A 12,158-nucleotide genomic window follows, 5' to 3' on the forward strand; every position below is an offset into this window, starting at 1 on the left:
CGCTTCCACCTCGCCGGTGTTCTTATTGAGCGCGACAATGGAGGGTTCGTTGACAACGATTCCCTTCCCCTTGGCGAAAACAAGAGTGTTTGCAGTACCGAGATCGATGGCGAGGTCGGACGAGAAGAGGCTAAAGAGCGAGCGAAGATTCATGAATCGGACTGAGTGACGGGTTGGGCGGCGAGAGCTAAATCGAATCGTAGCACGGGGCTACGGACGTTCGGAGCTGTTGTCTCGTTGCTTTTCAGACAAGCGATTGACCGTACGTTACTGGTTCACAACCAAAGATGAAAAGGGACCGTACATCCCACTCCGAGCCCGACCGAAAGGGAGGGTCCTCCGCTGTCAGCCGCGTTGAGTTCTTTCGAAGGAGCCGCGACGCTAACGGACCGGTTACTACAAAACGAGCGCTAAGCAAGCCTTAACGTGTCTTAGACTACAGGCTTGCAGGAGGCCGCTTAAACGTGAAAGTAACGCTCGCATCTGCTTCATTAGTTTCGTCCTTGCTAAATGCCGGCTCGACATCTAAGGGACTCAGCAGTTCGGTAAACCTGTGAAACAGTAGCGGAAACTACCGCGCGTTCAGCCAAACCCGCGCGTCCTGCGAGTCCGCAAACGGCACCATCACGAGAGGTGGTCCCGATTTCGCCTCCACCTTATAAGCCTGGTGGCCCAACCAAGTAACCGGGATCGAGTCTACTGGCGTAACTGCCGGTTCCTTCTCGAGCGAAGCCGGCTCCGCCGTGCGGTTCAAGGAAGATTCCAGCGCCAGCACCTGCGGTCCGCGCCGGATCGCAACCGAATGCGGGTAACTCAGCCCACCTGAAATCAACTCCACCGTCATGTCCATCTGAATCTCAATCCGGTCATTTCCCTTCCACACCCGTTCAAGCGTCAGAAATTCACCGGGATGCCCTTCGAACTTAGTGCCATCCACCGTCGCTACATAGCTCTTCGTCCAGTCCGGCACACGAAGGTAGATAGGAAAAGCTCCTTTGACCAAAGGGTGTACCGTAAGTACCACGTGTCCGGTCAAAGGAAAGTCCGTGGCAGACTCGATCCTCGCCGGCGGACTATCCAACCGCCCCGGCGCATACTGTACGACCGCGATCCCGCCCGCGCGCTGTCCCCAGACCGTCTCCGGAATCAGTGAAATCCCGCGCGGTTCGCTCGATACGCAGCAACTAATCCCCGGCCCCGGCTGCTTTTTCCCATCCAGCGGAGTGAAGTAACAGATGTCGCCGTTGTGCGGATTCTGCGCGGCCAGTAACTGGTTGAACACCGTCCGTTCCAATTGATCCCCGAACTTCGCGTCCCCGGTTAGTCGCAGCAGTTCCAGGTTCAATTGCATCCACGTAACCGTCACGCACCCCTCGCCGACATTGTCTTTCTCCTCCGCGGGAAGTACGTCGTTATCGCGGAAGTGCTCGCTCGAACTCGCCGTCCCCGAGATATAGAGACGATGATCTACAATATCGCTCCACGCGATCAACACCGGCGTGAAGTAGCGCACTTCGCCGGTTACTCGATATAACTCCAGTAATCCCACCAGGTTCGAAAGCATCTCGTAAGCTTTGGCATTCGCGGTACGAAACACACTTCCGTTCGTCATCAGCGACGATATTATATGCGGACCATTGGCCTGCTCCCAGGCGCCCACCAGATAGAAACAAAAGTCCAGATACGCTCGCTCCCCGGTATAGCGATAGAGCGACACCATCGGCTCCAGCACGCTGGTCGCCGCCATTCCAACATGCGTTCCCGAGCGGATAATATCCCGCTGGCCTTCCCCGTTTCCGAAAGTACGAACCAGTAAGTCACCGATCTTCTTCGCCGTGCCCAGAGCCGCCGGGTCGCCCGTCACGCGATAATAGCTGAGCAGGCCGATCAGGTCGTACTTATGCACCCAGACATCCCAATTCGTCCATCGCTGGTCGTCCGTGTAAGTTCCCAGATAGCCGTCCGGAAGCTGCGCCGCGATCAGGCTATGCGCCACCCGGTCCATCAAAGTCTTCAGGCGCGCGTCGTGCGTCGACATCCACGTATTGGCCGCCGCATCCAGAAACTTCCCCGCATGTTCGCCGATCCATTCCTGCTCGCCCGGACGATGTTTGAATCCCGCCAGAATGGCCTGTTCGTTCACATGCAGCAGCCGCCCTTCCAGGTTGACGCGCATCCGTTCAGCCAAAAGTCCTTCTATCTGCTGGGATTCGAACGGCGCCGGAGTGAACTCATCCACAACTTTGTTCGTAACCATTTCATGCGCGGCGCCGAATAAAGTCATGGGAAGAAGCATAAGCGAAGGCAAGTTCATTTCGGTCAGTATAGTAACAGGATTCAGATGATAGGTGGAACCCATTGACGCGGCGCGACTTGTTCGGCTTCGCCGGACTTGCTGGATTCGCCGGTCTGGAAGCCTGCGGACGCCGCAAATCGCCGCGCTACCTGGGTTTTGCCCTGATCGCGAACCACGACGGGCGCAGCATTGCGTTCATCGATCTGAGCCGTTTCCAGCTTCTGAAGGAGATCCCGCTCGATGTCGCGCCGGATTGGATTTTCGCCTCCGGATCGCGCGCCCTGGTGGTAAGCGCGGCATCGGAGTCCGTAGCCGTGCTCGATCTCGATCGCGTCGCCGTTGCAGGCCGCATCCACGCGGCGGGCGTCCCGCAATCGGCTTGCCTGTCGCATGGCGTCGTCTGGATCGCCGTGCGCGATCCGCATGCTCTGATCGCAGTAGACCTTGCCTCCGGCGTTCGGCGCGCGCACATCCCGCTTCCGGCCCGCCCGGGAAGTATCGATGTGACCGGCGGCCAGGCCGCGATCTCGTTTCCCGACGCCCGGACCGTCGGCCGCGTCAATGTAACTACGGGAAAGCTCGCAGTCTCCCAGCCCCTCGCCGCCGCGCCGGGATTAGTCCGCTTTCGACCGGACGGAAAGACCCTGTTCGTCGCCAATAACAGCGCCTGCGCTCTCACCGTACTCGATGCCCTAAGTCTCAACTTTATGGTGGATCTGCCCCTGGCCGTCGCCCCCGAACATATCTGTTTCAATAGCGATGGCGGACAGATGTTCGTTACCGGGGCCGGAATGGACGCTGTCGCGATTGTAAGTCCCTATCAAACCGAAGTTAGTGAGACGATCCTCGCCGGGAGCGCTCCGGGGTCGATGGCCGCGACGTCCGCCGGTCCCCAATACCTGTTCATTTCCAATCCCACCTCGGGCGACGTGACCGTAGTCAACCTCGATACGCGCAAAGTCGTCGCTCAGATTCCGGTTGGCCAGCGTCCCGGCACGATCGCGCTAACTCCCGACAACGAGTACGCGCTCGTACTTAATGAGCAATCGGGCGACGTCGCCGTGATCCGGCTCATTACTATCCGCAACGCCAACCTAAGTTCCCGGCACTGGCGGACCGCGCCGCTTTTTACTATGATTCCAGTAGGACTGAAGCCGGTAAGCGCCGCGATTATCCCACGTCTAACCTAACTACAAATGACCGGTACCCTACAGCTCGAAAAGCGCTCGCCCCTTGCGAACACACACGGGAGATCCGCCCTTCTCTACTCCCTCTTGGCGCTCATCGCTTTGATGTCGTTCGCCTATCAGACCAGAGTCGCCGCCGACGTTTTCGACCAGGTCCTACACCCGACCGACCAATCGCGGCAACCATTCCAGATGTCAGCCGACCATTTCACCGTTAAAAGCGTTTCGCCCGAGGCTGAGGCAGCCGGGCTTCGTCCGGGCGATCGGGTCATGATGCTGGGCCACAGCGGGATCGCCGGCTTCAATGATATGTTCCGAAAAGTATCTAAGATGCGGCCCGGAGAAGAGATGCATGTCGAGGCCATGCGCGGCGGCCGCATGTTGTCTTTCGACGTCAAGCTCGTGCGTTCGCGTGAGCAGATCCATTACTTAGCCGACTCGGCCATTGGTTTGACGCTCGGCTTCCTGATGCCCTGGTTCTCTGTTCTGCTGGGCTTATATATCGCCTCGGTTCGCGTGCGTGACCCTCTGGCCTGGATCGTGCTCGGCGTCATGCTTTCTTTCACCGGCCTGGTTAATACAACGCCTTTCTTATGGAGTGATTGGATCCGCATCCCTGGAGAACTGTTTCACGTTCTCTTGGCTTCGTTATGGCCGGCTTTCATGTTCTTATTCGGCTACTACTTCCCGGAGCCGCCTGTCATAGAAAGGCGCTGGCCCTGGTTGAAATGGATTCTGGTCGGGCCGTTAGTGCTTCTCGCAATCGTCACGACGCCGCTGGAGGTCGGTGCGCTTGAGTACCTTCCGTCCGTCCAGCCATATATCAGCCGCCTTCGCATAAGTGCGGGGATTGAGCTTGTTTTTGCGATATCCGCCATCGCTCTCGGGCTGTTCTTCCTCGGCTGGAAAGGGTTCCGATCGCCGAATAAGGACGCGGGGCGCCGCATGCGTCTACTGTTCTGCGGCATGTTCGTCAGCCTCGCGCCGGTGTTAAGCATCATTAGTTACACGGCGATTCGCAATGTAGACTTCGAGTCCCTATCGCTATATGTAACCATCCCGTCCATCCTTCTTATCGTGCTGTTCCCGATTACTTTGGCGTACGTCATCCTGGTGAACCGTGCGATGGACGTGCGGGTCGTATTGCGTCAGAGTCTCCAGTACGCGTTCGCCCGCAGCGGAGTCGTTGTGCTGCGTATCCTGACTCTCGCGATCTTCGGAGTTACGGGTTACTGGTTGGCCACGGCTTACGCCCGTAATCTCGTCGCTCAGGTGATTCTGGCGCTCGTTCTGATTGGCCTCGTTCTGGCCGTCAACGTCACCATGCGGCGCCTGGGCCTCTGGGTCGACCGGCGCTTCTTTCGAGATCAATATGATGCCGAGCGCATCCTATCCGAGTTATCCGATCAGGTTAGTCGCATTCGCGAGCCGCAGCCGTTGGCGGAGACCGTCAGCGATAAGATTGCGGGCGCTCTGCATGTTTCCCGTGTCGCCTTCGTCTTGGAGAACAATGGGGACTTCGAAACGTGCCACGTTCTGGGATTCGACAATAATCCTCATATTCATTTTCCGAATGACTGCGGCTTGATCAAATTTCTGAACCGGTCGAAAGACCCGCAGCGCGTCTACTTTGACGATGACTCCTCATGGCTCTACCGTGCGCCCGGCATGGATGACGAGCAGCGCTCCCGTCTGGCCTACCTGGGTAGTGAGTTATTGCTTCCGCTGGCTACGCGCGATCACTTACTGGGTTTCATCTCAGCCGGACAAAAGCGCTCCGAGGAACCGTACTCTAAGTCGGACGTCCGGATGCTATCGTCCGTCGCCAACCAAGCCGGACTCGCACTGGAGAACGCGAAACTAACTACCGCAATCGCTTCCGAGATGGCCCAACGCGAGCGGCTGGCTCGTGAAGTCGAAATTGCGCGCGAGGTTCAGGAGCGTCTGTTCCCGCAGACGCTGCCGCCGATCCATGGTCTGGATTATGCAGGCTTCTGCCGCACGGCGCTCGGCGTGGGAGGAGACTACTATGATTTCCTCGCCCTTCCCGGCCATCAGCTCGGCTTCGCGGTGGGCGATGTTGCCGGCAAAGGTATCTCCGCCGCTCTCCTGATGGCGAGCTTGCAAGCCAGTTTGCGGGGCGAAACCTCTCACGGCACAACCGACCTTGCCGGCTTAATCGGCAATCTCAACAAACGCGTCTTCGAAGCTTCCACCAGTAACCGCTACGCCACGTTCTTCTATGGTCAATACACGCCGGAAACGCATCGCATCGACTATGTGAATGCCGGGCATAACCCGCCCATTCTGGTGCGGCGCAACGGCGCGGGATGGGAAGTATCGGAGTTAGCCGCCACCGGCACGGTCGTGGGACTCATCATGACGACGGAGTACGATCAAGCTTCGGTTCATCTATCTCCGGGCGACTATCTGGTCGCCTTCACGGACGGAATCAGCGAGGCCATGAACCACGACGATGAAGAGTGGGGCGAGGAGCGGCTCACCGAAACGATTCGCGCTTGTGCGGAGGCATCCCTAACCGCTAACGAGATGGTGAAGCGCATCCTAAGCGCCGCCGACACCTTCGTCGCCGGCGCCAAGCAGCACGACGATATGACCGTGGTTGTTCTGCGCGTCCAGGCGTAACCGGGAAACACCCTGGTTGGGACCAGTATGCTAATTATGGGGCCATGGTCACGATAAAGGAAGCGACCCGAAACGCGATCCAATTCGCGCTCGATTCCCTGGGGGAAAAACGCGCGCAAGGAATCCGGTTGGAAGAGATTAGCTCGGAGGTTATGGATGGCGCGGAGTATTGGATGATTACGTTGAGCATGATCGATTCTGAAGCCATGGAAAACCCGATCAACGCGCTCGGAGCAAGTTTTGGAGGACGAGCGAAGCGCGAGTACAAGATATTCGCCGTGGCAAAATCGACCGGTGAAGTAATGACCATGAGAATCAGAGAGTTCGCAACCAACTGAAGCCATGCTGGACACGGCAGCCCTGATCCGGAAACACAAAGGCCGCGGCGTTCTTGTCGATTCCAATTTATTGGTTCTTTTTCTTGTGGGTTCGGTGAACCGGAAGCGTGTTCAAGTTTTCAAACGAACCAGAGACTTCTCATTGGACGAGTTTGACGTTCTCAAGGCATTGATCTCGCACTTTGGCCTGCCCGTTATCGTCACACCGCACGTACTCAGTCAAGTAAGTGATCTCGCGGATTTGGACGGACCGGATTTCGGTTCGATTCGCATCGCGCTGAAAGAGCTAGTAGAGAACAGCCACGAACACTACGACCCGGCGAAGCTCTTGATCTCGAATCCGGTGTTTGATCGGCTTGGTTTAGCAGACGCGGGCATAGCCGTAGCCGCTTCACTGGGCAAAGTGATCTTGACTGTGGATCTGAACCTGCACATCGCGTTGGAGAAGCTGGGAATCGAGTCCATCAATTTTCGGCACGTAAGCCCCTTAGGTCTGTTCTAACAACCGCCGGCCGCGCCATCCCTTTCCGTGTTATCTTGAACGCCGGAAGGAGAACTCTTGGCTCTACTCGCATCCGTTTTCGTCGGAACCAGCGTCGACGGCTTCATCGCCCGGCTGGACGGAACTTTTGACTTCTTAGACGCAGGCGGCAGCGAACCCCACGGTTATGAAGAGTTCATGGCCACCGTGGACGCGTTAGTCATCGGCCGCAACACTTACGAAGTCGTCCTGGCATTCGGCGGTTGGGCGTATGGAAATAAGCCTGTCTTCGTCCTAAGCACTCATCCACTGGCCCCCGCCCCAGCGGAAGCTATAGTCGAACATATGTCCGGAGATCCCGCTGACATTGTTGCGCAACTTACCGCGCGCGGCATTCAACACATCTATGTGGATGGCGGCATCACGATTCAGCGCTTTCTTCGGGCGGGTCTGATCCAGCGGCTGATCATTACTCGCGTTCCCGTCCTGATCGGTTCAGGAATTCCGCTATTTGGCGCCCTGCCCCACGATATTCTTCTGAAGCATGTGGCGACACGGCAATACACAGGCGGATTAGTTCAGAGCGAATACACCGTGGGGGTTTAGCTCGCCTTCCCCCGCCGGTAAGGCTCCCGTATATACCTCTCCGACTCCTTAGCAGCCTCCGCCTCCGGCGCAAAAGCGATCGCCTGCTTATAATCCGCAATCGCCAGATCATGCTTATGCTGCAAGTCATGAATCTGCCCCTGCCGCATGTAAGCCAGCACACCGGTACTTAGATCCAGATCCTTCGGGTCCGACGTCACCTTCTTCATATTGGCCAACGCCGCATCCAGATCGTTGTACCAGAACTGAATATTGGCCTCCTGGTAGTAGATCTTTTCCCACGGAACCGCCGAAAAGCCAGCCGCGCCCGACTCCTTCAGCTCCGCGACGCGCTCGATCGCCGCCAGCGCTTCCTTCTTATTCCCAAGAGCGCTATACATCTGCGCCTTCTCAAACTCAAACAGATAGTCCCGCGGATACCTCCGCAATAAGTCATTCAGCAGCGGAATCGCATCCTTATAGCGCTGCTCGCGCCGGTACAAAACACACAGCACGATCTCCGCATCCACCCGGTTCCGCTCGCCCTTCTTCGCCACATCCTGGATCGTCCGCAGCCCGCCTTCCTTATCGCCGTGAAAGCCCATCAGAAACCCTAACGTTCGTAAGTGCCAGGGCAGACTCCCCACCACAAACTCATGGATTCCCTGAGTCAGCCGTGCATCGTAGTTACCCGGTTGGAGCGCGGTAACCCGGTTATGCATCTTACTCGCTTCCGTGGCGTCTCGCAGCGAATCCCGCCAGGCTTTTCGAACCAGGAAGTTATAGTTCGACCTAAGTCCGTAACTAACCCCCAAAGAATAGAGCGCGGTAACATCGTTGGGGTTCTTCTGCAGCGCCGCCTGCGCCATGGAGATCGCCCGATTCAGCTCGTAATCGAACCGCTTCTGCTCCTCGGGCGTGGGATTCATCTTCGGTTTCCGCAGAAACGAATCGACACCCGACACCAGTTCGCTTTCCAGCGCGCCGTTGCGCAGCATCTCCCGGTATAACAGCGCCTGCGCGATGTTGTTATGAATATCCGCGTCCTGCGGATACGCTTTCGATGCCGCCGCAAAGTCGGCCATCGCCGCGTCAAACTCCAGGTTATAGAAGTGGTCCCAACCCGACACCATGCGCGGATCGTCCGCTGCCTTGACCGCGCCGAAGGCAGCAACAGTGAGAACCAACCCGAGAGCGAGCGTAAGTCGTCGCATAGCCTCTATTGCGGGCGCCCCAAAGCGGAATCCAGATACGATTCTAACGTTCGAACAGCCCACGAAGCATGCTCCGCAACCACGGCGTCCGCGTGCGCCGTTAATTTCAAAAGCGGCTCCAACATACGCGCCGATCCGGAGTTTCCCATAGCAATCGCCACATTGCGCAGAAACCCGCGATAGCGCGCCCGTTCCACCGGAGTCGGCTTGAACATCGCTTGAAACTCGTCTTCGCTCAACCCGGCAAGGCGCTCGAGCGAAGGCGCGAAGTCCCCCGGAGCAAACACCCCAGCCTCCGTAACAGCCGCCCCGCGATTCCACGGGCAAACATCCTGGCAGATATCGCAGCCAAACACATGCCGCCCCATCCTGCCCCTCAACTCCTCGTCCACCTGCCCCCGCAACTCAATCGTCAGATACGAAATGCACAACCGCGAGTCAATCTCATACCGCCCATCCGGCGCCCCCACAATCGCCGCCGTCGGACACGCCTCAATGCACCGCGCACAATTCCCACACCGGTCCGCCGCCAACCTATCGTTGGGCAACAAAGGCAAGCTCGTAATCAACTCCCCCAGAAAAAACCACGAACCCCGCGCCTGATTGATCAAACAGGTATTCTTCCCGATCCACCCCAGCCCCGCATCCCGCGCCAGCGACCGCTCCAGCACCGGCGCCGTGTCCACGCAAATCTTCCACTCAAACGGACCGCAAAGACGCTCCAACGCCCCCGCCAACTCCGACAAAGCCGCCCGCAAAACCCGGTGATAATCCTCGCCCCACGCATAACGCGCAATCCACCCGCGCTCGGTATCGGTGAACTCCGTCGAATACGGCTCGGGCCCGTTGTACAACTTCCCCACACAGATCACCGACCGCGCCGGCGGCAACAGCTCGCGCACATCCGCCCGCAGCGCCGCGCGATGATCCGTCAGGTATCCCATGCGCCCGGCGTAACCGCGCTCCACCCACCCCGCGAAGCGCCCGAAATCCGCCACCGGACCAATGCCCGCAACGCCCGCCAGTTCACACCCCGCGGCCGCCGCCAGCGCCTCGATCTCCGCACCCGTCGGAATGGCCAAACCTTGTAACATCTATCACTTCCAAGTCTACCCGCACCCGATTTCCGCAGCCCGCTCAGCACCCGTTCAGTCCCAAAGAGCAGCCATTCCATCGGAAATACGACCGTTCAAGGCAACGCGCTAGAGCTTCGCACCCCGCCCTTACTATCTTGGAGTGTTGCACCGGAATCACAGCCGTAACAAACCGACGCGTTTTCAGGAGACGAAACACAACGATGCCTAAACCCATAAAATACGCGGAGAAAGCAGTCTCCGTCGCAGCGAATGCGGCATGGCAGGTCTTTGACCGCCTCAATCAGATCAATCAGGAGCCTTCGTTCACCCCTAAGTGGTCGGACAAGCCCATCCTCAAGTCTTACCAGAAGACCAAGCCGCCCCTCGGCTGGCCGCGCACCACAGACTCCCTTTGCCCGCGCTGCGTCCCCGACATCCGCAATCAGATCCTCGACGGCAAGCTGCCGGTCGAGATCCTCAAAAACGAGAAAGTCGGCGAAATCAAAGCGCAGATCATCGAGCGCGACGGCCATATCCTGATGGTGAAGGATTGCCCGATCCATGGCCACTTCGAAGACCTCATGGCGATCGACCCGGCCTTCTTCAAGCACCTCGAAGATGTATTCCCGGGCCGCGACATCGCCGCGCATAACGACGAGAAGCTCCACGACCACGGCACCAGCACCATCAAGCACGGCCGCGGTTCCGTTCTCACCGTCGATCTCACGAACCGCTGCAACATGATGTGCGATCCCTGCTTCATGGACGCGAACCAGGTTGGCTTCGTTCACGAACTGACGTGGGAAGACATTCAGACGCTGCTGGATAACGCGATCTCGATTAAGCCGCGCCGTCAGATGTCGGTGCAGTTCTCGGGCGGTGAGCCGACCATTTCGCCGTACTTCCTCGACGCCGTACGCTACGCGCGCAAGGTCGGCTATAACAGCGTGCAGGCCGCGACAAACGGGATTGAATTCGCCAAGAGCCCGGAGTTCTGCAAGGCCGCGGCCGAAGCCGGTCTGCGCTATGCCTACCTCCAGTTCGATGGCATCGGCAACGAAGCGAACTCGCATCGCGCCGTCGGCAACCTCTTCGATGTGAAGCTCCGCGCCATCGAAAATCTCTGGTCGAACGGCGTTGACATTGTTCCGGTCATCACCGTCATCAACGGAATCAACAATGAGCAGGTCGGCGCGGTGGTTCGCTTCGCCCTCGATAATCCCAAGAAGATTCCGTTCCTCTCGTTCCAGCCCGTCTCCTTCACCGGCCGCGACGAAGCCGTGACTGACGATCGTCGCAACGCGCAGCGCTACACGTTGTCGCATTTGGCGCACGATGTGAAAGATCAGACCGGCATCGGCGAACCCGTCCGCGACTGGTTCCCGATCTCGTTCATGAGCACATTCTCCGACTTCGCCGACCTCATCCACGGTCCCGCGGCCGATTGGGGTCAACTCTCCTGCGGCTGCCATCCCAACTGCGGCATCGGCATGGCTGTCATGTGCGACAAAGAAACTAAGGAATACGTCCCGGTGACGGCGTTCCTCAACGCCGGCCGCCTGGCGAAGGACATTCAGCGCATCACCGACGCCGGCCGCGGCAAGGTGCTGTCGAGCATCGGCATCGCGCTCTCGCTCATGCGCAATTACGATTCGTTCCGCGCCCCTACGCACTTCAAAGTTACGGACATGCTGGAGAAGTTCGATAAGTGCTTCGGCCTGACCAAGCGCGACTACGGGAAGGTTACCGGCGACCGCACCATGGCCGACATCGAAAAGCGCCGTAAGGATCGCTGGAACTTCCTATTTATCGCGGGCATGTGGTTCCAGGATCTCTTCAATTACGATTTCCGCCGCACCGAGCAATGCATCATTCCTTACGCCACGCAGGAAGGCGAGATCAGCTTCTGCGCCTATAACACCGGCGTCGGATGGCGCAACATCATCGAGAAGATGCACATGACGGCGACTCTGACGAAGTGGTACGAAGAGAAGGGCCGCCACGAGATCTTCGCCGGCGGCAAGAAGGTCGGCTTACAAGCCGCGGATCACTCGCTCATTCTGCGCGACGACGACGTCTACCGCCATCGCCAGACCGATCTGGACGAGAAGGGCATCGCCAAGACCGCGCGTGAAGAGAAGACCCGCAAGCGCGACGAAGCCCTCAAGCAAAAAGCCGAAGATGCCCGCATGATGAAGCTCTACAAGGAGCATGTGCTTGGCGAGAAACCGCCGCAGGAAGGCTTCGTCCCGCTCGGTAACCTGATCGCGACCGCGCCTGCTGCTAAGGAAGAAGCCCGCGAAGAAGTCGGTAGCTTCGGCGACTAACTAACAGC

General features: G+C 58.3%; 10 protein-coding genes. 6 read left to right on the forward strand and 4 right to left on the reverse strand.

Translation table 11 applies throughout. The annotated features are described in order from the left end of the window. A partial coding sequence (locus H1Y01_RS07830; RefSeq protein ID WP_180539884.1) for a rod shape-determining protein occupies positions 1-153 on the reverse strand: 153 nt, incomplete at its 3' end. A gap of 418 nt (positions 154-571) precedes the next feature. Beyond that, complete coding sequence (locus tag H1Y01_RS07835; RefSeq protein WP_180539885.1) at positions 572-2,284, reverse strand: glycoside hydrolase family 127 protein; 1,713 nt, start codon at positions 2,282-2,284, stop codon at positions 572-574. Positions 2,285-2,358: 74 nt separating this feature from the next. Here H1Y01_RS07835 and H1Y01_RS07840 point away from each other — a divergent pair, with 74 nt between their 5' ends. The 5 genes from H1Y01_RS07840 to H1Y01_RS07860 are packed head-to-tail and all read left to right on the forward strand — an operon-like array spanning position 2,359 to position 7,554. Then, positions 2,359-3,486, forward strand: a complete 1,128-nt coding sequence (locus tag H1Y01_RS07840) for a YncE family protein (protein ID WP_180539886.1) — start codon at positions 2,359-2,361, stop codon at positions 3,484-3,486. Positions 3,487-3,492: 6 nt separating this feature from the next. Then, positions 3,493-6,129 (forward strand): SpoIIE family protein phosphatase, encoded by a 2,637-nt coding sequence (locus H1Y01_RS07845; RefSeq protein ID WP_180539887.1) that lies wholly within the window; start codon positions 3,493-3,495, stop codon positions 6,127-6,129. Positions 6,130-6,173: 44 nt separating this feature from the next. Then, a complete protein-coding gene (locus H1Y01_RS07850; RefSeq protein WP_180539888.1) occupies positions 6,174-6,467 on the forward strand; it encodes a hypothetical protein in 294 nt (97 codons plus the stop codon). Between the two features lie 4 nt (positions 6,468-6,471). Continuing rightward, positions 6,472-6,969 (forward strand): hypothetical protein, encoded by a 498-nt coding sequence (locus H1Y01_RS07855; RefSeq protein WP_180539889.1) that lies wholly within the window; start codon positions 6,472-6,474, stop codon positions 6,967-6,969. A 57-nt stretch (positions 6,970-7,026) separates the two neighbouring features. Beyond that, positions 7,027-7,554, forward strand: coding sequence for a dihydrofolate reductase family protein (locus tag H1Y01_RS07860; protein WP_180539890.1), 528 nt, complete (start codon positions 7,027-7,029; stop codon positions 7,552-7,554). Here the strand turns inward: H1Y01_RS07860 and H1Y01_RS07865 are convergent. Both H1Y01_RS07865 and queG read right to left on the reverse strand, forming a co-directional pair. Next, entirely contained in the window at positions 7,551-8,747 is a 1,197-nt protein-coding gene (locus tag H1Y01_RS07865) for a tetratricopeptide repeat protein (RefSeq protein WP_180539891.1), read from the reverse strand. The genes H1Y01_RS07860 and H1Y01_RS07865 overlap by 4 nt on opposite strands. A gap of 5 nt (positions 8,748-8,752) precedes the next feature. Next, entirely contained in the window at positions 8,753-9,841 is a 1,089-nt protein-coding gene (gene queG / locus H1Y01_RS07870; RefSeq protein ID WP_180539892.1) for a tRNA epoxyqueuosine(34) reductase QueG, read from the reverse strand. 203 nt (positions 9,842-10,044) lie between these two features. Here queG and H1Y01_RS07875 point away from each other — a divergent pair, with 203 nt between their 5' ends. Beyond that, complete coding sequence (locus H1Y01_RS07875) at positions 10,045-12,150, forward strand: radical SAM protein (protein WP_180539893.1); 2,106 nt, start codon at positions 10,045-10,047, stop codon at positions 12,148-12,150. Positions 12,151-12,158 lie beyond the last annotated feature (8 nt).

The organism is Nevskia soli (assembly GCF_903970205.1).
GTDB lineage: Bacteria > Acidobacteriota > Terriglobia > Bryobacterales > Bryobacteraceae > Bog-113.

What these genes read in the sequence shown, in the direction of transcription:
- H1Y01_RS07855 (WP_180539889.1), top strand. Translation starts at nt 6,472, where the DNA reads ATGCTGGACACGGCAGCCCTGATCCGGAAACACAAAGGCCGCGGCGTT.
- H1Y01_RS07875 (WP_180539893.1), top strand. Translation starts at nt 10,045, where the DNA reads ATGCCTAAACCCATAAAATACGCGGAGAAAGCAGTCTCCGTCGCAGCG.
- H1Y01_RS07865 (WP_180539891.1), bottom strand. Translation starts at nt 8,747, where the DNA reads ATGCGACGACTTACGCTCGCTCTCGGGTTGGTTCTCACTGTTGCTGCC.
- H1Y01_RS07845 (WP_180539887.1), top strand. Translation starts at nt 3,493, where the DNA reads ATGACCGGTACCCTACAGCTCGAAAAGCGCTCGCCCCTTGCGAACACA.
- queG (WP_180539892.1), bottom strand. Translation starts at nt 9,841, where the DNA reads ATGTTACAAGGTTTGGCCATTCCGACGGGTGCGGAGATCGAGGCGCTG.
- H1Y01_RS07850 (WP_180539888.1), top strand. Translation starts at nt 6,174, where the DNA reads ATGGTCACGATAAAGGAAGCGACCCGAAACGCGATCCAATTCGCGCTC.
- H1Y01_RS07835 (WP_180539885.1), bottom strand. Translation starts at nt 2,284, where the DNA reads ATGACTTTATTCGGCGCCGCGCATGAAATGGTTACGAACAAAGTTGTG.